An 18,938-nucleotide genomic window follows, 5' to 3' on the forward strand; every position below is an offset into this window, starting at 1 on the left:
TTTTTACTCAACTTTGGCGTTGGGGGGTTCCGCTATCGGCTGACTGGGGGGGGGGGGGCCCGGGGGGGCGGTGCGCGGGGCCCCCCCGCGGCGCGGGGAACAGACCTCCCACTTTCACGCATTTGCGACATCAGCGAAGTTCGTCAAGACCACGCGATTTAGGTGTTCCCTGAATAGTTGCTGCGCTACGGTTTTCCGCATGGACGACATCGAGTTGGATTTGCCGAGCGTCGCTACTTCCCACAACGCCGGACGAATTCTGGAAATCGGCGCGGTCGGTCTGCGCAACCCCCTGCCCGTCGACGGAGAACAGACCCACGCCTATGTGTGCTGCGTCGACGGCACCACCCTGCAGCTCCCGGATTCGCTGCAGAACTGGGCCATGCAAACCCTCGCCGCGAACTTCGACCTACGCGCGACCGGCCTACCCTCACTGTTCCCCTGCCGCTTCGAATTCGGCATCCGCGACGGCGCGGCCTACGCCGTACCGGTCACCCAGCGGTCGCTGCGCGAGAAGGCGAACGCGTGACGACCTGAGCGACGCCTATCGTCACACCATGGACCAGGGACTCACCTACACCCCAGCCGGCGCGACCAGCCCCGCCGACGATCTGTGGACCGGCGAATTTCCCGGCTTCCGCCGGTTCGACACCACCGTGGTGATCGGGCACGGCGAGCCTCGATGGACGGCCGCGTCCGAATCGGTGCTGCGGTGGGGTATCAAGCGCCGCAGCGGTTTTAGAGTTGCCTCCGATGCCGCGGTGTCGACGGACGCGGAGTACCGGATCAGCGCGGGATGCGGACCTGTCTCCGTCCACGAACCGGTTCGCGTAGTCGCCGTGATCGACACCGAGAACCGGTGCGGCTTCGCCTACGGCACCCTGCCCGGTCATCCGGTCAGCGGCGAGGAAGCCTTCGTCGTGCACCGGGATTCGACCGGCACCGTCTCGCTGACTCTGCGTTCACTGACGAGACCGGCACCGGCCGGACCATGGCGCTCCCTCTTCCCGGCACTTCTCGTCGCACAGCGCCTCTACCGTCGGCGATACCTGCGCGCGCTGGTGGACTAGGCGATCGGCGGCAGGTGAACGACCTGGCCCGCGTAGGCCAGACCGGCGCCGAAGCCGAGTAGCAGCGCGGTGTCGCCGGCATCGGCGGCGCCGGAGCGCAGGAGCTGTTCCATGGCCATCGGGATGGAGGCGGCGCTGGTGTTGCCGGTTTCGATGATGTCGCGCGCGACGGCGACGGTGTCGGGCAGGCCGAGGGTGCGGACCAGCGCGTCGGTGATGCGGATATTGGCCTGGTGCGGAACGAACGCGTCGAGGTCGTCGGCCGTGAGGCCCGCGTGGTCGAGCGCGTCACGACAGGCCTTCTCCAAGAACGTGACGGCCCAGCGGAAGACCTCGGTGCCGTTCATCCGGATGTAGGGACGTTGTGAAGTGCCTCCGCTGGCCTCTGCCGCGGCCACTTCGGCGAAGTACTCCAGAAAGTCCTTGTCCTGCTTGATCGCCGACGTGCGCGCGCCATCCGATCCCCACGCGACCGGGCCGATGCCCTCCTGCTCGGCCGGCCCGACGACGACCGCACCGGCACCGTCGGCGAAGATGAACGCGCACCCGCGATCGGTGGTGTCGAGCAGATCCGACAAGCGCTCCACGCCGATCACCAGCACCTGCCGCGCCTGACCCGAGCGCACCAGATTCGCCGCATCGGCCAACGCGTAGCAGAAGCCCGCGCAGCCCGCGGAGATATCGAACGCGGCGGTGTCGTGCATACCGAGTTCGGTCGCCACCACCGCGCCCGCCGACGGACCGAGCACCATCTGCGACGACGTCGCCAGCACCACCGCGTCGATCTGCTCGGCGCTCACCCCGGACGCCGTGAGCGCATCCCGAGCAGCCGCGACACTCATCGAGACGATCGTCTCGTCGGGCTCGGCCCAGTGCCGGGCGGCGATCCCGGAACGTGTCTTGATCCACTCGTCCGAGGACTCGATCGCGTCGACGATCTCGGAGTTGGGCACAACACGGCGCGGGCGGTACACGCCGAGGCCGAGAATTCCCGCGTGGGTGACCGGAACCGCGGTGGCAATGGGGGTGGGCATGACATCCTCTCCATATGAACCGATCGGTTCACGTAGGAATAGGTCTAACATGAACCGATCGGTTCAATCAAGGGGTAGGAGAAGATCGGATGGCCGCCGGACCACGCGCCCGACTCATCGAGCACACGATCAGCACCGTCCAGGAACACGGCGTGCACGCGTCCTCCCTCAGCGAACTACTCGAGCGCAGCAGAACCTCACGCAACTCGCTGTACCAGCACTTCCCTTCCGGGAAGGGCGAATTGGTGCAGACAGCGGCACGGATCGTGGCGCGCCTGGTGTACTCGCATGTGAGCGCCATGGCGGACGCCCTGCAGACCGCGCCGTCGGCCCAGCAGTGGCTCACCGATCTGCTCGCCTTCTGGCGCGCCCCGCTGGAGAAGTCCGACTACACCGCGGGCTCGTTCATGATGGCGGCCGCTCTCGACGAACTCGACCCCGCCGTCCAGTCCATCGCGGGCCAGGCGTTCGCCGAATGGACCGCCCGGCTCGCCGACGGGATCGTCGCCACCGGGATCGAGCGGTCGACCGCGGTGTCGCTGGCCGGATTCCTGCTCACCACCATCGAGGGCACGATCGTGCACAGCCGCGCGCTCAAGTCGGCGCATCCGTTCGACCAGGCTGTCACTCAGCTGACGATCCTGTTCAAGGTGCACCTGACCGAGCGGTGAGCCGTCTCACGAGATGCTGTGTGCCGCATCGAGTTCGGCGCGCAGGGTGGCGATGATCCGGCGGCGGGCGGCCGCCCCTTCGGAACTGGGCGTCAGCGGGTAGACGTGCACGAGCCCGTGTTCTTCCTGATAGTCGAGATCGACGCCCGCAGCGCGTGCCTTCGCCGCCAGCAGGCGGGCGTCGGGGTTCAGGATGTCGTCGGTGCCGGTGAACACGGTGATCGGGCCCAGCCCGCCGAAGTCGCCGAACAGGGGGCTGACCAGGGGGTCCTTCATCGAGAGTTCGCCGCTCCACATCCGGCCGAACACCAGCCCACCGTCGCGACCCAGCCACGGGTCACGCAGCAGAACCGCGTCGATCTCGGGATTCTCGAGAGTGAGGTCGAGCGCGGGCGAGATCAGCAGCGTGCGGGGCACGATATGGCCCGCGTCGCGCAGGTGCAGCGCGGTGGACAGCGCGATCTGACCGCCCGCGGAGTCGCCGGCGAGGAAGGTCGGACCGTAGCGCTCCGCGGCCGCGGTGACCAGTTCGGCGAAGCGGGGAATCACCTCCGCCGCGGTGCCGAACGGAATCAGCGGGTAGATCGGGACCGTCACGACGAGATGCGTCTGGGCGGCGATCCTGGCCGCGAGTTGCCAATGTTGCGAAGCGATCTCGCCCACCCACCCGCCACCGTGCGCGTACACGAGGCCGCCGCGGGAGATCCCGTCCGACGGTGTCAGCGTGTAGATCGGCCAGCCACGGTCGTGCTCCACCGAGACCTCGACACCACGGAGTTTGCGTGGCGGACCGTAGGCGAGGGGCCGCAGACCGCGCTCGCGCACGTGCGCAGCGGCCAGCTCGGCATCGACGTAATTCCGGTTGCGCCGGGTGACCCGCAGGAATCCCGGAATCACGAACCGACTCATCACACCGGGCACCGCGACCTCCACTCGACGACGAGACCGGTGCGGTCCAAGCGCTCGGGCCGAGCGTCACCGGTGCCAGCCAAGCTACTCCGTGCCGGCCTCAGCCGAGGGGCTGCTCGGTGACATCGGTGCGCAAGCTGGTGCCGTTGAGGTCCAGATAGAGCACGCCCTCGGTGACCGAGAGGGTGGCGGTATTGCGACGGTCGACCAGCCTCGCGGCCTCATCGATGAACGCCCGATCGAAACTGACCAGCGGAATCTGCGCCGCGTTGTGAATCTTCTTGCCCGCGTACTGCGCGAGCACCTTCGCCGGGTCGCGGTGGGTGTAGACCACAGCCCGACCAGCGAGTTTGCTCCCGCGGTGAATACGGTCCGCGTCGGGCGCGCCGACCTCGATCCACGCGGTCGTCCGGCCGGTCATATCCCGAACCTGTACCGCGGGCTCATCGGTGGCCGAGATCCCGCCGTCGCTGAACACGATCCCCTCCTCGTACTGCAAGCAGTAGGCGAGGATCCGGGTGATCATGTACTCGGCCGTCTCCGACGGGTGCCGGGCAACCCGCAACTCGAGATCCTCGTACACCCCCCGATCCACATCGGCGAGCTGAACGGCGAAGTTGTGCAGTGTTGCGCTGAGTGCCATAGGAGCTCCGACCCTACCGGGCCGCGACGTCGCCTACTCGCGAGCACCCGGTTGCACTTACCGGTCCGGACCGCCAGCATCTCTACATGAGAATCACTCACGTTTCGGCTCTGGCCGCCGTTTTCCTCGCACTCGGCACGGCAACCGTTGCGGCAGAACCGAATGCGGCCGACTCGCCCCGCCAGGCCATCGCCCGCGCCTACCTCGACGCCCTGGTCTCCCACGACGCGAGCGCGGTCCCCTTCGCCCCCGACGCCACCCGTGTCGAGGCCGGCCTCCAAACCGGCTACTCGGGCCCGCAACTGAGCGCCGACTTGGAGCACGGCCTCCAGTACCGCGTGATCCAAGGCATTCGCGACCTCACCATGTCCGAATCCGGCGACACGGTCACCACCCACTACCTCCTCGACGCCGGAGTGGCCGATATCCGCCTGACCACCGTGGAGATCACCGAGACCTTCGTCATCCCGGTGGACTCCATCCAGACGATCGAGGCCACGATCACGCCGGTGCAGTAAGAAACTCGCGGCCGACGAGCTGTCTCGCGCTCACTGGTCCGCGTCCAGCAAGGCCCGCGGGGCTGCCTGACGCCACGAGTCGGTGACTATGGCTTCCAGTTCCTCGCGATCGTCGAGTGCCGCCAGTCGGACTCGGACCCAGGGGTTACCGGACTCGTGCGAGGCGATCCAGAATTTGCCGGGTTCGGCGAGGACCAGTTCGTCGCGGTCGACAATCGGGCAGCGGACCGCCATCGAGGTCTCGTCGTCGGGCAGGGTGAGGAACAGCTTGCCGGCGACCTTGAAAATCGGCATGCCCCAAGCGAAGTGCTCTGCCGTCTGCGGCATTGACAGCACGAAGGCGCGGACGTCCTCCCCGGTGACATTCATGCCCACATCCTGACACCACACACCGACACGATCGGATCCATCGCCGCGGGACCGCTAGTCGACGGCACCGAGGGTGGCGACGGTTTTCCGGGCGCGGGAGGCGGTGATCCGGCGGCCGATCACGCCGTGGCGGGGGGCGAAGAGGTAGACGAAGGTGAAGGCGATGCCCTGGGTCACCACGACCATGCCGCCGGCGGCGGTGTCGAGGTGGTAGCTGATGTAGAGGCCGGTGACCGCGCACAGCACCGAGATGGTGGGGGCGATGACGAGCATGCGGGAGAAGCGGTCGGTCAGGAGATAGGCGGTGGCGCCGGGGATGATCAACATGGCCACCACCAGCACCACGCCGACCGCTTGCAGCGCGACCACCGAGGTCAGGGCCAGCAGGGCCAGCAGGGCGGTGCCGAGGACGCGAGGGTTGAGGCCGATGGCGTGGGCGTGGGTGGCGTCGAAGGCGTAGAGAGTGAAGTCACGGCGTTTGAGGACCAGGGCGACCAGGACGATGGCGGCCAGGATCATGATCTGGATCATCTCGCCGCGGCTCACGCCGAGCAGGTTGCCGAAGACGATGTGGTTCAGGTCGGTCTGGCTCGGCGTCACCGACACCAGCACCAAACCGAACGCGAACAGGGTGGTGAACACGATGCCGATGGCGGCGTCTTCCTTCACCCGGCTCGTATCGCGGACCACGCCGATCAACGCCACCGCGAGGAACCCGAAGATCACCGCGCCGACAGCGAACGGCCAGCCGACGATGTAGGCCAGCACCACACCGGGCAGCACGGCGTGCGACACCGCGTCACCCATCAGCGACCAGCCGATCAGCACCAGCCAGCACGACAGCACCGCACAGACCACGGCGGCGGTGACCGTGGTGGCCAGCGCGCGCACCATGAATTCGTAGCGCAGCGGGTCGATGAAGAATTCCTCGAGGCTCATCGGTCTCCGTCCACATCCAGGCCGAAGGCCTTGGCCAGGTTCTCCGGGCGCAACACCACATCGGGGTCGCCGTGCTCGAGCACCCGGCGGTTCAACAGCACTGCCTCGTCGGCCAATTGGGGCAACGCGTGCAGATCATGGGTGGACACCAGGATGGTGGCCCCGTCGGCGGCGAGCTCACGCAACAGCGCGGTGATGGTCGCCTCGGAGCGCTTGTCGACACCGGCGAACGGCTCGTCGAGCAGCAGGATCGTGGCCTCCTGGGCGATGCCCCGCGCCACGAACGTGCGCTTCTTCTGACCACCCGACAGCTGCCCGATCTGCCGGTCGGCCAGGTCGGTGAGCTCGACGCGGGCCAGCGCCGCGTCGACGGCGGCGCGGTCGGCCTTGCTCGCCCGGCGGGTGAACCCCATTTTCCCGTAGCGCCCGGTCATCACCACATCGCGCACCGACAGCGGAAAACTCCAGTCCACGTCCTCGGACTGCGGCACGTAACCGAGACTGCCCGCCTTGCGCGCGGCGGCCGGGGGGCGGCCGTTGATCAGCACCCGGCCTCGATCGGGCGTGACCAGTCCCATCACGGTCTTGAACAGCGTCGATTTGCCCGAGCCGTTCATACCGATCAGCCCGCACACCCGGCCCGATTTCAGGGTCAGTTCGACAGTGTCGAGAGCGAGCACATCACCGTAGTAGACTGTCACGTCCTGGATTTCGACAACCGGTGCGGTCATTTCGAGACTCCGGCGAGTGCGGTCGCGATGGTCTTCGCGTCGTGGCGGATCAGGTCCAGGTAGGTCGGGACGGGTCCGTCGGCCTCGGAGAGCGAGTCGACATAGAGCACGCCGCCGAACCGTGAACCGGACGCCTCGACCACGCGTTGCATCGGCGCGTCCGACACCGTCGATTCACAGAACACGGCGGGCACGCCGCGCTGGCGAACGAAGTCGATGGTCGAGCCGATCTGCTGCGGGGTGGCCTGCTGTTCGGCGTTGACCGGCCAGATGTACTTCTCGGTCAGCCCCGCGTCGCGAGCCAGGTAGGAGAACGCGCCCTCGCAGGTGACCAGGGCGCGCTGGTCGGCGGGCAGGGTGTTCACCGCGGCGACGAGATCGTCGCGCACGGCGCCGAGCTGCGTCTTGTAGGCATCACCGTTGGCACGGTAGGCGTCGGCGTGTTCGGGGTCGAGATCGGTGAACGCGCGGACCATGTTGTCGACGTAGATCTGCGCGTTCACCGGCGACATCCAGGCGTGCGGATTGGGCTTGCCCCGGTAGGCGTCCTCGCTGATGTCCATCGGCGCCACCCCTTCGCTGACCACGGCGTGCGGCACATCGAGGTCGGCGACGAACTGGGTGAACCAGGCCTCGAGGTTCAGCCCGTTGTCCAGGATCAGATCAGCCTTGGCGGCCTTCTTGATATCGCCCGGCGTCGGCTCGTACCCATGGATCTCAGCCCCCACCTTGGTAATCGATTCGACCCGCAAATGCTCGCCTGCCACATTCCGCGCCATGTCGGCCAGGACCGTGAAGGTGGTGAGAACCACCTTCTTCCCGTCGTCATCGGAGGTGATCCCACCGCAGGCGGTCAGCGCGAACGCCATGACACTCAGAACACATGCCGCAAGTACCCGGCGGCGCGCCGGCGAACGGTAGAACCCAACCCTCATTCCGGAATTATATTGTTCGGGTACCCGAACTTTCAAGTTCTGGGCTTGAAACAGTCGCGAGGACGGCTCAGGATGCCCAGGGCGGGGTGAAGGTAGAGCCGTCGGGGAGCTCGGCCGCGAAGCCGACCCGCACAGTCACCAGCAGCCTGGCGATCTCGTCGGCCGAGTTCGCGAGGGCGATCATCGAACCGGCGGGCGCGACCGCCGCGTCACCGGGTTTCATCGGCGTGGATTCGCCGTCGATCGTCATCGTCACCTCGCCCGACAGCACAACGAACGCCTCCTCACCCAGGATGCGATGGGGTACGCCGACCGAATCGGCCCGAACCTCGGTCTGCCAGACGCACAGCTCGGCACTGCCGGTGCCGGGTCGGACGAGGGACGTGAAGCGGGCGTTGTGCACCTCGTGCACCTGCGCGTCCGCGGAACGGATCACCGGCATTCGAAACCTCCATAAGGTCAATCAACTTGTCTATATAGTCAAGTAGATTGACTATTGTGTCAAGTGCCAGAATGACTGTCGTGCCCGCGAACGCAGACCTCCCCCTCCTGCTGCTCGCGGCAGCGGCCGAGGTAACCCAGGCAGTGCACGCCAGGGTCGCCGCGGCGGGGTTCACCGACATCCGGCCGACGCACGGCTTCGCGTTCGTCCGCATGGCGCCCGACGGCGCGACGGTCGGGGAGATCGCCGACCACCTCGGCGTCACCAAACAGGCAGCCAGCCAGCTGGTCGACGAGCTGGTCACCAAGGGCTACGCCGATCGCAATCCACACCCGCGCGATGCGCGCGCCCGCCTGATCACCCTCACCGAGCGCGGCTGGGCGTGCACGCGAGCCGCCGACGCCGCCCTCGCCGAGTTCACCCAGAACTGGTCGGACACCCTCGGCGCGACCACTCTCACCCAGCTCAGCAGGGCGCTGGGTCGTGTCGTCACCCCGGGGCGGGTCCGCCCGAGCTGGTGAACCGCCACCACCGCCGTAACCAAATCTTGCAAACCGACGATGTGCATAACGGGTACCCAACAATCCGAAGAACTGGATTTTCAAAACCTGCGCGGTGTCACGGCGAGCGGCATACTCTCGGATCGAGCGGTGACGCGCCACCGCAGCACCCGGGCCGACGGTCCGGGTAGCGCACTCGTCACGTCACCGTTCGTCTCGATCCCGGAGGGTCAATGTCAGCCCTGGTCACCGTTCCCACAATCGACACCGTCACTCGGCACAAGTACGAGCGGCTGCAGTACACCGGTTCGGCCGGCGTGGTCGCCTCGCTCGAGGACGCCCGCCTCGTGGATCGCTGGCGCGCCGCCTACCCCGACTGGGACGGCGAGCACTGGGCGTTCGACGCGGGCACCGACAGCCCGGGGCGGCTGCGCCCGATCAATGTCGCGGCGCGCAACAACTGATCAACGCGGTGACGAGCGCCTGATCAGCGCGGTGCACACCACCCTGATCAGGCAGCACCCGCGGCAGCGGCCCGATCGACGATCCGCGGGAACGGGCTCGCCGCTTCCAGCTGGTAGGCCAGGTCGAGCAGCGTCCGCTCGTCACCACGGCGCGCGGCCAGCTGGACCGATCCGGGCAGGCCGCTGGGCACCAGACCGTGCGGCAGCGAAATGCCAGGTCCCCCACCGACATTGTTGAGCGGGGTGAAGCCGACGTAGTCGGCGAGCTTGGCGAACAGCGCGTCGAACGGCTGGCCGGGCGCGAGCTCGCCGATGCGCGGCGCGGGATGCGAGAGCACCGGGGTGAGTAGCACGTCGACCTCGGCGAAATGCCGGTCGTAGGCCGCGACTCCCCCGCGCAACCGCCACGTCGACGCGGCCACCGCGAGCGGATTGCGCTTGGCCAGCCCGATCAGACCGGTGGTGAACGGGTCGAGCTTGCGCGCATCGAAGTACCCGCGGTGCCCCAGCCGGAACGACAGCGCCATCGCCGCGGCCATCACCGCCCAGTACTGCTTGAAGTCCTCGACGAAGCGCGGATCCACATCCAGCCGCATCTCGACGATCTCGTGGCCGAGGCCCTCGAGTACCTTCGCCGCCGAGGCCAGGACCGCGCCGTTGTCGGCGTGCACCGGCCGGCCGAGGACATCGGCGGTGATCAGGCCGATCCGCGACCGTCGCGCACTCGGCCCCTCGACCAGACCCACCGGGGGCAGCGCCGGATTCGCACCGAATCGTTCCACGGCGGCCAGGTAGTGCGCGGTGTCGCGGACCGAGCGGGTGACCACACCCTCGGCGACCAGATGCACCGGCAGTTTGCGGGCACCGGGCTGGTCGAGCAGGCGGTTTCGGGTGGTTTTCAGGCCGACGAGACCGTTGGCCGCGGCGGGAATGCGGATCGAGCCGCCACCGTCGTTGGCATGCGCGATCGGCACCACCCCGGCCGCCACGAGCGCCGCCGAACCGCCCGAGGAGGCGCCCGCCGAGTACTCCGGATTCCACGGATTGCGGGTCGGCGCGCGATCGGTGAATTCGGTACTCGCGGTGAGCCCGAATTCCGGCAGCGTCGATTTACCGAGCACGATCACGCCCGAGTGCAGGAACTGCGCGCCGGGACCGCTGGTGACCGTGGCCGGACGCGGCGTGAACGCGGCCGAGCCGTGGCAGCTGGGCAGCCCCGCGATGTCGGTGTTGTCCTTCACGAACGCGGGCACCCCGGCGAACACCCCCGCGGTCTCGGGCGTCGACGCCGCGCGATCGAAACACGTCATCTGCACCGCGTCCAGCCTCGGGTCGACCCGCCGCGTCCTGGCGACAGCGGCCTCGAGAACCTCCGTCCGGCTCACCTCCCCCGCGCGCAACGCCGCGGCGACACCGACCGCGTCCAGCGTTCCCAGGGCATCGTCGGTGAATCCGTGCACGGCAGAGCTCATATCCGCAGCGTAATGCGAGGAGTCGGCCCTTTGCAGCGGTAACGAGATTCCGCGGGGGCCGCGATCTACTTGGCGGGAGCCACGAAAGGCTGGTTGATCGTGGCGAGGTACTGGACCACCGCGCCGACCGCCACCGGCGCGGTCACCAGAATCTGCCCGGCCACCGTACCGAGGGCACCGATCGCGAGGACACCACCGAGACAGCCCACCGCGGCGGCCGGGATGAACGGGCCGAACATCCCGACGATCGTGGCCGCGGCGACCGTTGCCCCGGCGATGCCGCCGAGCACACAACCCACCGCGGCGCCCCCGAGGCCGCCGACGAGGGTACCGATGCTGGCGCCCATCCCGATGGTGCTGGTCATCCGCGACCAGGCGGCCTGCTCCCGGTCGTATTCGGACTTCCACGGCGCCTTGTCCTCGAACGGCAGGGCGATCGGGCGGTAGACGGCCTCGGCCATCGTCAGCTCGGGGGTGAGAGTGGCCGCGCGGCCGTCGATGCGGGCCGTGATGGGGAACAGGAAGTCATCGACGGCGAACGTGAGTGGCGTCGCGGAGACCAGCGTGCCCGCGGTATCGCGTATCTCGAACACACCGTTGTTCACCGTCAGCGACCCACGGTCGATCTCGATGATCGACGCGTGGTCGGTGGCGTGCGCGGTGAAGGAGACCGGCTGGTCGACAGCGCTGGGCTGCGCCTGCGCAGTCCCCGCCGAGACAGTCAGCGCGGCGATCGACAGCGCAAGGGGCACAACGAATTTACTCGAGAACACAGGTGTTTCCTCATCGGATTCCAGTCGAGCGAAGTGCCCGACTATCGCAATCCTAACGAAAATGGTTATCATTAGCATCTTGCTCGAGGGTTGGAGGACATGTGGGACACCTGTTGATGGTGGAGAGCTGGGTCGGTTCGATGAGCACCCTGCTCCCGGCGGGAATCAAGGACAGTGGCCACGAATTCAGCTTTCTGACCCGGGATCTCGGGCACTACCTGCGGGCGGGAACACCCCTGCCGCACCCCCTGCTCGGGGCGACCAACGTGTTCACCGCCGAGACCAACGACGAGTCGGCACTGCTGCCCCACGTGCGAAAACTTCAGGCGGCATTCGGTTTCGACGGTGTGCTCACCTCGTGCGACTACTACCTGCCGACCGTCGCCGCGATCGCCGCCGACCTCGGCTTGCCCGGGCCCGGCCGGACCGCGGTGGCCGACGCCTGCGACAAGTACCGGACCAGGCTGATCTGCCGTGCCGCCGGTGTCGCCGGTCCCGCCTTCGCGGTCGCGCGGGAATGGGATGAGATCGTGCGCGCCGCAGCCGAACTCGGCTATCCACTGGTGGTCAAGCCGGTCGACCTCTGCGGCGGGATGTTCGTGCGCCGGGTCTGCGACGAGGCCGAGTTGCGCGTCGCGGTGGACGCCATCGCCGGATTCCCGATCAACGCCCGAGGACAGCACCGCTCACCGAGCATCCTGCTCGAAGAGTGTGTGGACGGGCCGGAATTCAGCGTGGAAACCGTCACCGTCGCCGGGCAGACGACGGTGATCGGAGTGACCGACAAACGGATCACCGGCGCCCCCGCCTTCATCGAGTCGGGCCACATGTTCCCCGCGGCCCTCGAGCCCGGCGATACCACCGCGGTGGCCGAGCTGGCAGTCGCGGCGATCACCGCGCTCGGGCTCGACGCGACCGTCGCCCACACCGAGGTCAAACTCGGCGCGCAAGGCCCCCGCCTGATCGAGGTGAACCCCCGCCCCGCCGGGAATCGCATCACCGAACTGGTGCGACGGGTCACCGGAATCGACCTCACCGCCGTGCACGCCGACGCTGTCGCGGGTGGCAAGCCCGACGTCACACCCCGGGAGACCGGTATCGCCAGCGCGGCCGTCGCATTCGCGGTTCCGACGGATACCGGCCTGCTGACCACGGTGGACGGAGCACAGAACTGGGCGGCGGACCCCAGAATCGTGGAGCGCAAACTGGCGGACCCCGGCACCGAGGTGCGTCCCGCGACCGACAACAACACCTATCTCGGTCACGTCATGGTGGTGGACGACACGCACCGCACCACCGGCGATCTCGCACAGCGGTTGATCGCCGATCTCCGTTTCGACCTCGACGGTGCGCGATGATCGAGTCCGCCGTGCGCCCCGACTCCGTCGCCGAGCTCATCACGTGGGCGCGCCGGGGCAGGCTCGGACCCGAACCGGCAACCCTGCACGCGTCCACGGCGTTTCGCACCGCCTACGGCACCCGGCACGCGGGCCGCTCTCGCGGATACCGCAACGAGGTGCTGAGCCTGCGGGTCGGCGCGGCGGTGGGCTCGTGCGGTCTCGAACCCGGCACTGCCACCGACGATCTGGTCGACAGCTGTGTCGCGGCGACGATCGACGAGCTGCTCGAGCATCCCGTACCCGCGGTCCGCATCGCCGCGCTCGATGCCTATCTGATGCACGTGCGTCCGCATCCACACGCGGGCGGCGTGCGGGGCGAGCAGGTGGTGATCGAGGGGCCGACCTCGCTGACGAAGTCACGCCGCCGGGCGAGCACCGTCGTCGACCTGCTGCCCGCCGGGGTGTCGCGGGTGCTGGTGGTGGGCGTTGTCGGTTCGCTGCTCGCCGAATTGCGGGCGCGCGCCATCTCGTATCTACCGTGCGACCTCGCCGGTGGCGTCACCGAATGGGGTGAGCCGGTCTTCGAATCGGTCGCCGACGCTCCGTCGGACTACGACGCGCTGCTGGTCACCGGAATGTCGCTGGGCAACGAGACATTCGACGAATTCCGGGCCGTGGCGAACCGGCGCGGCCTGCCGCTGGTCCTGTTCGCCCAGACCGGCAGCGCGGTGCTGCCCTGGTTCCTCGGCGCGGGCGTGCACGCGGTCTCGGCCGAGCCCTACCCGTTCTTCTCCCTCGACGGCGGGCCGAGCGCCGTCGTCACCTATCGAGAGCTGTCATGACGTCCCCACAACCCGCGCTTCTGCAATTGATCGGCGGCACGCCCGCCGTGCCCATTCCGTCCGGAAACAGCTGGTACACAGCGAAGCTCGAGGCAGCGAGCGTGGCGGGCATGAAAGCCCGTGCGGCAGTGTCGATGTTGCGCGCCGCTGCGGCGAGAGGCGAGCTCGCGCCGGGCGCGACGATCATCGAATCCACCAGCGGCACTCTGGGACTCGGCCTGGCGCTGGCCTGCAAGGCACTGGGCCATCCGGTGCTGCTGGTGGTCGACGACGAGCTGGAACCCGATCTTCGCGCGTTGTTCTCGGCGTTTCAGATCCCGCTCGACGTGGTCACCGCACCGCACCCCACCGGTGGCTGGCAGCAGGCCCGGCTGGATCGGCTGGCCGCGTTGCTCGCCGCCACACCGGGCGCGTACTGGCCCGACCAGTACGACAACCCCGACAACGCGGGCGGCTATCAGGCGATGGGCGAGGAAATCCTCGCCCAGGTCGACGGCGTCGATGTGCTGGTCGCCTCGATCGGTTCCGGCGGGCACTGCGCCGGGCTCGCCCGGGTCCTGCGCACACGGTGGCCCCGGCTGCGGGTGATCGGGGTCGACGCCGTCGGCTCCCGGATCTTCGGCCAACCAGATCGCCGCCGGCTCATGCGCGGTCTCGGCAGCAGCATCCTGCCCCGCAATGTCGCCTACGCCGACTTCGACGAGGTGCACTGGGTCGACGCCGCCGAGGCGGTCGCGTCGTGTCGCCGGGTCGCGGCGGCCACCGGCATCGCGGGCGGCTGGAGCACCGGCGCCGCCGCCCTGGTCGCGGGTTGGGTCGCCGAGCGCGAACCCGACGCCCGCGTGCTGACCGTGTTCCCCGACGGGCCACACCGCTACCTGGGCACCATCTACAACGACGACTGGTGCCGAACCAACGGCCTTTTCCGCGCGCCCGCCCTCGAACCCACCACGATCGCCACCCCGGACAGCGCCGAGGTGCTCGGCTGGGGCCGATGTTCGATCGTCCGCGACCCTGCCGCCGAGGTGAGCGCGTGAGCACCGCAACGGCTTTCCGGCCCGGAACCGGCAGATGAACGGCATCGACACCTTCCGCGCGCTACCGGGGGCCGTACGGCTACTGCTCGTGAATCATCTTGTGGGCCATATCGGTTTCTACCTCCTCGTACCGTTTCTGGCCGACTACCTCCTCGACGACCTCGCGCTGTCGGCGGCCGTGGTCGGAATCGTGCTCGGGGTACGCAACCTCAGCCAGCAGGGTCTGTTCCTCGTCGGCGGCTCGGCGGCCGACCGGCTCGGCGCACGCGGCGTGATCATGGTCGGCCTGGCGATCAGGGCACTCGGCTTCGCGCTGTTCGCCGTCGGTGGTTCGCTGCCGGTGGTGCTGGCGGCCTCGGTGCTCACCGGTTTCGCGGGGGCACTGTTCAATCCGGCGGTCCGCGCGTTCATCGCCAGGGACAGCGGTGCGCATTCGGCGCAGGCCTTCGCGCTGTTCAACGTCTTCGGCAATGCGGGCTCCGCGATCGGGCCGGTACTCGGCACCGTGTTGATAGCGGCGGGATTCCGGATATCGGCCCTGGTCGCGGCGGCGATCTTCGCGGTGCTGGCCGTGGTGCAATGGCTACTGCTGCCCGCGCGACCGGTGCCCGCGCACGAGGGTGGGGTCGGTGCCGACTTCGCGACGGTGTTCACCGATCGCCGATTCTGGGCGTTCACCATCGCGCTGATGCCGATGTTCGCTTTGCAGAGCCAGATCTACTTCCTGTTCACCCTCCAAGCGCAGGACAGTGCCGGGCCCGGTCACGGTCCGGCGGCGGTGGCGACGCTGTTCGTGGTCGAGACGATCGCCGTGGTGGCGCTCCAGGTTCGGGTCACCACGGTGCTGGCGCGCAGACCACAGCGCGGGCCCGCGATGGCGCTCGGGATGGCCGTCATGGGCACCGCGTTCCTGCTGCCTCCCGCCATCGCGGGGGTTGTGCCGTTCGAGGGAAACAGCGTGGCGGGCACAGCGATCCGGATTGCCCCGGTGGTCGCGGCCGCGGTGCTGCTCGCGATCGGCGTGACCGCGGTGCAACCCTTCGTCAACGAGGCGATCGGCCGCTTCGCCGGAACTCGGCTGACCGGAACCTATTTCGGCGCGTTCTATCTGGCGTCCGGCCTCTTCACGGTCGTCGCCACCTCGATCACCGGCGCGGTCCTCGATCACACCGGCGGCCCCCTGAGCTGGCCGCCCTCGCTGCTGTGCGCCGCGGCCGGGTTGCTGTCGGCCCTCGCGCTGCTGCGGCTACACCACCGGAACCTGCTGCCCGGCCCCGTAGCGCTCCGGCCCGAACCCACACCGGTCACCGACGACCACACCCCCAGCGAAAGGCGATGACTCCGATGACCATTGACCTCGCCACGCCGGGAATCGGTGTCGGCCGCGCCTACGGAAGCTGCGGCGAATTGCTGCAGGGCGTCACCGAACAGAATCGGCATTTCCTGGTCACGCTCCCCATTCGGCGCGGCACGGTGGCCGTCTTCGAGCCGGGCGGCGACCGCATAGACGTGGTGCCCGAGGGCAAGTCGAAGGCGGCGCGACTCGCGAGCGGGATGGTCGGCAGATCGAGTGTGCTGCGCGGCGGGCGACTCACCCTGCACAGCGAACTTCCCGAAGGCAAGGGGCTGGCCAGCTCCACCGCCGACCTCGTCGCCACCGCCCGCGCGGTCGCCGACGCCGAGGGCCGCTCGGTGCCCGTCGCGGAACTCGAAGCCGACCTGCGCGCCATCGAACCCTCCGACGGCGTCATGTACCCAGGTACCGTCGCCTATTTCCATCGCGAGGTGCGGTTACTCGCCCGCCTCGGCACCCTCCCGGCACTGACGATCGTCACCGGCGACGAGGGCGGGTCGGTCGACACCGTCGAATTCAACCGGGGCGAACCCGGTTTCAGCGCCGCCGACAAGCGCGAATTCGACAGGCTGCTCGGCGAACTCGGCCCGGCGATCACCCACGGTGACATCGCCGCGATCGGCGCGGTGTCCACCCGCAGCGCCGTACTGAGCGCCGCATCGCGTGAGCGTCCGCATCTGGACGCGACCATTCGGGCAGCGCGCGCCATCGGCGCGGCCGGAGTCGTCGTCGCCCACAGCGGCACGACCACCGGAATCCTGCTTGCCGACAACGATCCACGTCTGCGCGAGCAAGTCCTCGCCTCGCACGAGATCTGCGCCGCCTTCGCCTGCTCGGTGGCGGTACATCACTCGTGGCGACCCGGCGTACAGCGCGCTCCCACCGTCGATCACCCACACCTGATGACGATTCCCCGAACAGAGAGCTCTCCGCGATGATCACCGTCGACCAGATCCGCTTCACCTACGACGGCCGAATCGCCCTCGACGACATCAGCTTCCGGGTGGAACCCGGCAGCACGCTCGGACTGATCGGCCCCAACGGTTCGGGCAAGTCCACGCTGCTGCGGCTGATGTATCGGGCGCTGCGCCCGGCCGGCGGATCCGTTGTCATCGACACGGTGCCCGTGGAGCGGCTGCGCGGGCGCGAGCTCGCGAGTCGCCTCGCCGTCGTCGCACAGGAAGCGCCGCCGGATACGCCGGTCACCGTGGCCGAGACCGTGCTGCTCGGCAGGTCGCCGTGGGTCGGTGCGTTCCAGGGGTATTCGCGCGCCGACCGGATCGCCGCCGCGGCCGCGCTCGAACACGTGGGGGCGCGGGCGCTGGCCGACCGCCGTTTCGCGACGCTCTCCGGCGGCGAACGCCAGCGCGTCCTGATCGCCAGAGCACTCGCCCAGCAGGCCGACCACCTGCTCCTCGACGAACCGACCAACCACCTCGACATCCGCTACCAGCACGAATTGCTCACCCTGGTCCGCGATCTCACCACGACCACCACGATCGTGGTGCTGCACGAGCTGAACCTGGCCGCCCGCTACTGCGACCGCCTCGTCCTGCTCGACCAGGGGCGCGTCGCCGCCGCAGGCACTGTCGCCGAGGTCCTGACCCCGCGGATCCTCGAACCCGTCTACAAGATCCCCGTCCGCCGAACGTCGGCCTTCGGCGCTGTCCAGCTCCTCTTCGGCCCGGCTACCGAACCGCCCGCCACAACATCTCCGTCCGAGACCCGAGAGGCGGCCACGACATGACCGCGACCCTGGTGGCCGATCCGGCCATCGACGACCTCGACCACGCCCGCCACCGCGGCCGCGCACTGCTGCTGACGACCGCGCTGACCATCGCGCTCGCCTGCACGCTGGTGGTCGCGGCCGGGCTCGGGCCGGTCGCCGTCCCGCCGGGCACCGTGGCGCGGATCATCGGCCACCATGTCTTCGGTCACCCGGTATCCGTCGATTGGAGCGCCGCCCAGGACTCCATCGTCTGGCTGGTGCGGGTACCGCGCGTGCTGCTCGGCGCACTAGTGGGCGCCGCCCTGGCGATCACCGGCGCCGTCTTGCAGACCATCGTGCGCAACGTGCTCGCCGACCCCCACATCCTCGGCGTCACCTCGGGCGCGTCGACCGGCGCCGCGGTGTATCTGTTGTTCGGGGTCGCCGCGGCGACCACAGCCACCGCCCTCGCGGCGAGCGCGTTCATCGGCGCGCTGATCGCCACCGCGCTGCTGTTCGTGATCTCGCGGATCAACGGCCGGCTCACCTCGCTGCGGCTGCTGCTCGGCGGGGTCACCATCGGCTACATCTTCTCGGCCGCGACCAGCTTCCTGATCTTCGCCTCCGACCGGCCCGAAGGCGCGCGCACCGTGCTGTTCTGGCTGCTCGGCTCGCTCGCGCCCGCCGCCTGGTCCTCGGTGGCGACCACCGTCGCCGTGGTCGCGGTGGCACTGGTCGCGGTGCTGTTGATGGCGCCCCGGCTGGACGCACTGGCCGCCGGTGACGACACCGCGCGCACGCTCGGCATCGCACCGAACCGAATTCGGCTGTGGGCGTTGCTGATCGTCGCACTCGCGGTCGGCGCGGTGGTCGCCGTCGCCGGGGCGATCGGCTTCGTCGGGCTGATCGTGCCGCACGTGGCCCGGCTGTGTACCGGTGGCACACACCGGCACCTACTGGTGGTCAGTGCATTGATCGGCGCGCTCTTCCTGGTGATCGCGGATGTGGCCGCGCGCACCGTCTTCGCACCACGCGAACTGCCGATCGGCATCGTCACCGCCGCGGTCGGCGCCCCGCTGCTACTCGTCCTGATCCGCCGCTTCCGTGCGACCGGCGAGTCCTGAATCCGCACTCCACCCCTGTGCCCCGGTCACAACGACCGGCCGATCCCCGCCACCGATTGATGA

The 18,938-nt window shown here is 68.7% G+C and carries 23 protein-coding genes; 13 read left to right on the forward strand and 10 right to left on the reverse strand.

The genetic code is table 11. The features are described 5' to 3' along the window. Window positions 1–199: 199 nt before the first annotated feature. Window positions 200–529 (forward strand): hypothetical protein, encoded by a 330-nt coding sequence (locus tag ACFULV_RS33380; protein ID WP_378639262.1) that lies wholly within the window; start codon window positions 200–202, stop codon window positions 527–529. Between the two features lie 28 nt (window positions 530–557). After that, window positions 558–1,070, forward strand: a complete 513-nt coding sequence (locus tag ACFULV_RS33385; RefSeq protein WP_378663810.1) for a DUF1990 family protein — start codon at window positions 558–560, stop codon at window positions 1,068–1,070. Here the strand turns inward: ACFULV_RS33385 and ACFULV_RS33390 are convergent. Next, window positions 1,067–2,104, reverse strand: coding sequence for a beta-ketoacyl-ACP synthase III (locus ACFULV_RS33390; RefSeq protein WP_378639267.1), 1,038 nt, complete (start codon window positions 2,102–2,104; stop codon window positions 1,067–1,069). The two genes, ACFULV_RS33385 and ACFULV_RS33390, sit on opposite strands and share 4 nt — an antisense overlap. An 89-nt stretch (window positions 2,105–2,193) precedes the next feature. Here ACFULV_RS33390 and ACFULV_RS33395 point away from each other — a divergent pair, with 89 nt between their 5' ends. Then, window positions 2,194–2,775, forward strand: coding sequence for a TetR/AcrR family transcriptional regulator (locus tag ACFULV_RS33395; protein WP_378663813.1), 582 nt, complete (start codon window positions 2,194–2,196; stop codon window positions 2,773–2,775). A gap of 6 nt (window positions 2,776–2,781) precedes the next feature. Here the strand turns inward: ACFULV_RS33395 and ACFULV_RS33400 are convergent, their stop codons facing one another. After that, a complete protein-coding gene (locus ACFULV_RS33400; RefSeq protein WP_378663816.1) occupies window positions 2,782–3,684 on the reverse strand; it encodes an alpha/beta hydrolase fold domain-containing protein in 903 nt (300 codons plus the stop codon). A 100-nt stretch (window positions 3,685–3,784) separates the two neighbouring features. After that, a complete protein-coding gene (locus ACFULV_RS33405) occupies window positions 3,785–4,327 on the reverse strand; it encodes a YaeQ family protein (protein ID WP_378663819.1) in 543 nt (180 codons plus the stop codon). A gap of 86 nt (window positions 4,328–4,413) precedes the next feature. On the opposite strand from ACFULV_RS33405, the gene ACFULV_RS33410 reads away from it, so the two are divergent. Then, window positions 4,414–4,845 (forward strand): hypothetical protein, encoded by a 432-nt coding sequence (locus ACFULV_RS33410; RefSeq protein WP_378663822.1) that lies wholly within the window; start codon window positions 4,414–4,416, stop codon window positions 4,843–4,845. Between the two features lie 30 nt (window positions 4,846–4,875). On the opposite strand, the gene ACFULV_RS33415 is transcribed toward ACFULV_RS33410, so the two are convergent. The 5 genes from ACFULV_RS33415 to ACFULV_RS33435 all read right to left on the reverse strand — a co-directional run bounded on the left by ACFULV_RS33415 (window position 4,876) and on the right by ACFULV_RS33435 (window position 8,261). Then, the gene (locus ACFULV_RS33415; RefSeq protein WP_378663825.1) at window positions 4,876–5,214 is read right to left on the reverse strand and encodes an MmcQ/YjbR family DNA-binding protein; all 339 of its coding nucleotides are present in this window, start codon (window positions 5,212–5,214) and stop codon (window positions 4,876–4,878) included. A gap of 54 nt (window positions 5,215–5,268) precedes the next feature. After that, window positions 5,269–6,153, reverse strand: coding sequence for a metal ABC transporter permease (locus tag ACFULV_RS33420; RefSeq protein ID WP_378663827.1), 885 nt, complete (start codon window positions 6,151–6,153; stop codon window positions 5,269–5,271). Next, entirely contained in the window at window positions 6,150–6,884 is a 735-nt protein-coding gene (locus ACFULV_RS33425; protein WP_378663829.1) for a metal ABC transporter ATP-binding protein, read from the reverse strand. Before ACFULV_RS33425 ends, ACFULV_RS33420 begins: the two co-directional genes overlap by 4 nt. Beyond that, window positions 6,881–7,753 (reverse strand): metal ABC transporter substrate-binding protein, encoded by an 873-nt coding sequence (locus ACFULV_RS33430; protein WP_378663831.1) that lies wholly within the window; start codon window positions 7,751–7,753, stop codon window positions 6,881–6,883. Before ACFULV_RS33430 ends, ACFULV_RS33425 begins: the two co-directional genes overlap by 4 nt. Before the next feature lie 133 nt (window positions 7,754–7,886). After that, window positions 7,887–8,261: a cupin domain-containing protein gene (locus ACFULV_RS33435; RefSeq protein ID WP_378639288.1), complete on the reverse strand. Its 375-nt coding sequence runs from the start codon at window positions 8,259–8,261 to the stop codon at window positions 7,887–7,889. An 80-nt stretch (window positions 8,262–8,341) separates the two neighbouring features. On the opposite strand from ACFULV_RS33435, the gene ACFULV_RS33440 reads away from it, so the two are divergent. Continuing rightward, the gene (locus tag ACFULV_RS33440; RefSeq protein WP_378663834.1) at window positions 8,342–8,782 is read left to right on the forward strand and encodes a MarR family winged helix-turn-helix transcriptional regulator; all 441 of its coding nucleotides are present in this window, start codon (window positions 8,342–8,344) and stop codon (window positions 8,780–8,782) included. A 212-nt stretch (window positions 8,783–8,994) separates the two neighbouring features. Then, window positions 8,995–9,225 carry a hypothetical protein gene (locus ACFULV_RS33445; RefSeq protein ID WP_378639293.1) on the forward strand — a complete coding sequence of 77 codons (231 nt, stop codon included), beginning with the start codon at window positions 8,995–8,997 and terminating at the stop codon, window positions 9,223–9,225. Window positions 9,226–9,272: 47 nt separating this feature from the next. Here ACFULV_RS33445 and ACFULV_RS33450 read toward each other — a convergent pair whose 3' ends face one another. Then, window positions 9,273–10,697 carry an amidase gene (locus ACFULV_RS33450; protein WP_378663837.1) on the reverse strand — a complete coding sequence of 475 codons (1,425 nt, stop codon included), beginning with the start codon at window positions 10,695–10,697 and terminating at the stop codon, window positions 9,273–9,275. 65 nt (window positions 10,698–10,762) lie between these two features. After that, entirely contained in the window at window positions 10,763–11,470 is a 708-nt protein-coding gene (locus ACFULV_RS33455; protein ID WP_378663840.1) for a hypothetical protein, read from the reverse strand. Window positions 11,471–11,571: 101 nt separating this feature from the next. Between ACFULV_RS33455 and ACFULV_RS33460 the strand changes: the two genes are divergently transcribed. The 7 genes from ACFULV_RS33460 to ACFULV_RS33490 are packed head-to-tail and all read left to right on the forward strand — an operon-like array spanning window position 11,572 to window position 18,875. Continuing rightward, the gene (locus tag ACFULV_RS33460; RefSeq protein ID WP_378663843.1) at window positions 11,572–12,828 is read left to right on the forward strand and encodes an ATP-grasp domain-containing protein; all 1,257 of its coding nucleotides are present in this window, start codon (window positions 11,572–11,574) and stop codon (window positions 12,826–12,828) included. Continuing rightward, the gene (locus ACFULV_RS33465; protein WP_378663846.1) at window positions 12,825–13,652 is read left to right on the forward strand and encodes a hypothetical protein; all 828 of its coding nucleotides are present in this window, start codon (window positions 12,825–12,827) and stop codon (window positions 13,650–13,652) included. Before ACFULV_RS33460 ends, ACFULV_RS33465 begins: the two co-directional genes overlap by 4 nt. Continuing rightward, the gene (locus ACFULV_RS33470) at window positions 13,649–14,689 is read left to right on the forward strand and encodes a PLP-dependent cysteine synthase family protein (protein WP_378663848.1); all 1,041 of its coding nucleotides are present in this window, start codon (window positions 13,649–13,651) and stop codon (window positions 14,687–14,689) included. Before ACFULV_RS33465 ends, ACFULV_RS33470 begins: the two co-directional genes overlap by 4 nt. Window positions 14,690–14,723: 34 nt before the next feature. Beyond that, window positions 14,724–16,028, forward strand: coding sequence for an MFS transporter (locus tag ACFULV_RS33475; protein WP_378663851.1), 1,305 nt, complete (start codon window positions 14,724–14,726; stop codon window positions 16,026–16,028). 5 nt (window positions 16,029–16,033) lie between these two features. Continuing rightward, window positions 16,034–16,981 (forward strand): hypothetical protein, encoded by a 948-nt coding sequence (locus tag ACFULV_RS33480; protein ID WP_378663854.1) that lies wholly within the window; start codon window positions 16,034–16,036, stop codon window positions 16,979–16,981. Beyond that, window positions 16,978–17,790 carry an ABC transporter ATP-binding protein gene (locus ACFULV_RS33485; protein ID WP_378663857.1) on the forward strand — a complete coding sequence of 271 codons (813 nt, stop codon included), beginning with the start codon at window positions 16,978–16,980 and terminating at the stop codon, window positions 17,788–17,790. The genes ACFULV_RS33480 and ACFULV_RS33485 overlap by 4 nt, the downstream gene beginning before the upstream one ends. Next, window positions 17,787–18,875, forward strand: coding sequence for a FecCD family ABC transporter permease (locus ACFULV_RS33490; RefSeq protein ID WP_378663859.1), 1,089 nt, complete (start codon window positions 17,787–17,789; stop codon window positions 18,873–18,875). The genes ACFULV_RS33485 and ACFULV_RS33490 overlap by 4 nt, the downstream gene beginning before the upstream one ends. Window positions 18,876–18,938 lie beyond the last annotated feature (63 nt).

The organism is Nocardia sp. NPDC057272, from assembly GCF_042668615.1.
GTDB lineage: Bacteria > Actinomycetota > Actinomycetes > Mycobacteriales > Mycobacteriaceae > Nocardia.

Excerpts from the sequence above, each read along its gene's own strand:
- ACFULV_RS33435 (WP_378639288.1), bottom strand. The coding sequence starts at position 8,261 with ATGCCGGTGATCCGTTCCGCGGACGCGCAGGTGCACGAGGTGCACAAC.
- ACFULV_RS33465 (WP_378663846.1), top strand. The coding sequence starts at position 12,825 with ATGATCGAGTCCGCCGTGCGCCCCGACTCCGTCGCCGAGCTCATCACG.
- ACFULV_RS33415 (WP_378663825.1), bottom strand. The coding sequence starts at position 5,214 with ATGAATGTCACCGGGGAGGACGTCCGCGCCTTCGTGCTGTCAATGCCG.
- ACFULV_RS33470 (WP_378663848.1), top strand. The coding sequence starts at position 13,649 with ATGACGTCCCCACAACCCGCGCTTCTGCAATTGATCGGCGGCACGCCC.
- ACFULV_RS33420 (WP_378663827.1), bottom strand. The coding sequence starts at position 6,153 with ATGAGCCTCGAGGAATTCTTCATCGACCCGCTGCGCTACGAATTCATG.
- ACFULV_RS33410 (WP_378663822.1), top strand. The coding sequence starts at position 4,414 with ATGAGAATCACTCACGTTTCGGCTCTGGCCGCCGTTTTCCTCGCACTC.
- ACFULV_RS33405 (WP_378663819.1), bottom strand. The coding sequence starts at position 4,327 with ATGGCACTCAGCGCAACACTGCACAACTTCGCCGTTCAGCTCGCCGAT.
- ACFULV_RS33450 (WP_378663837.1), bottom strand. The coding sequence starts at position 10,697 with ATGAGCTCTGCCGTGCACGGATTCACCGACGATGCCCTGGGAACGCTG.
- ACFULV_RS33490 (WP_378663859.1), top strand. The coding sequence starts at position 17,787 with ATGACCGCGACCCTGGTGGCCGATCCGGCCATCGACGACCTCGACCAC.
- ACFULV_RS33425 (WP_378663829.1), bottom strand. The coding sequence starts at position 6,884 with ATGACCGCACCGGTTGTCGAAATCCAGGACGTGACAGTCTACTACGGT.
- ACFULV_RS33400 (WP_378663816.1), bottom strand. The coding sequence starts at position 3,684 with ATGAGTCGGTTCGTGATTCCGGGATTCCTGCGGGTCACCCGGCGCAAC.
- ACFULV_RS33475 (WP_378663851.1), top strand. The coding sequence starts at position 14,724 with ATGAACGGCATCGACACCTTCCGCGCGCTACCGGGGGCCGTACGGCTA.
- ACFULV_RS33480 (WP_378663854.1), top strand. The coding sequence starts at position 16,034 with ATGACCATTGACCTCGCCACGCCGGGAATCGGTGTCGGCCGCGCCTAC.
- ACFULV_RS33390 (WP_378639267.1), bottom strand. The coding sequence starts at position 2,104 with ATGCCCACCCCCATTGCCACCGCGGTTCCGGTCACCCACGCGGGAATT.
- ACFULV_RS33485 (WP_378663857.1), top strand. The coding sequence starts at position 16,978 with ATGATCACCGTCGACCAGATCCGCTTCACCTACGACGGCCGAATCGCC.
- ACFULV_RS33430 (WP_378663831.1), bottom strand. The coding sequence starts at position 7,753 with ATGGCGTTCGCGCTGACCGCCTGCGGTGGGATCACCTCCGATGACGAC.
- ACFULV_RS33445 (WP_378639293.1), top strand. The coding sequence starts at position 8,995 with ATGTCAGCCCTGGTCACCGTTCCCACAATCGACACCGTCACTCGGCAC.
- ACFULV_RS33395 (WP_378663813.1), top strand. The coding sequence starts at position 2,194 with ATGGCCGCCGGACCACGCGCCCGACTCATCGAGCACACGATCAGCACC.
- ACFULV_RS33385 (WP_378663810.1), top strand. The coding sequence starts at position 558 with ATGGACCAGGGACTCACCTACACCCCAGCCGGCGCGACCAGCCCCGCC.
- ACFULV_RS33380 (WP_378639262.1), top strand. The coding sequence starts at position 200 with ATGGACGACATCGAGTTGGATTTGCCGAGCGTCGCTACTTCCCACAAC.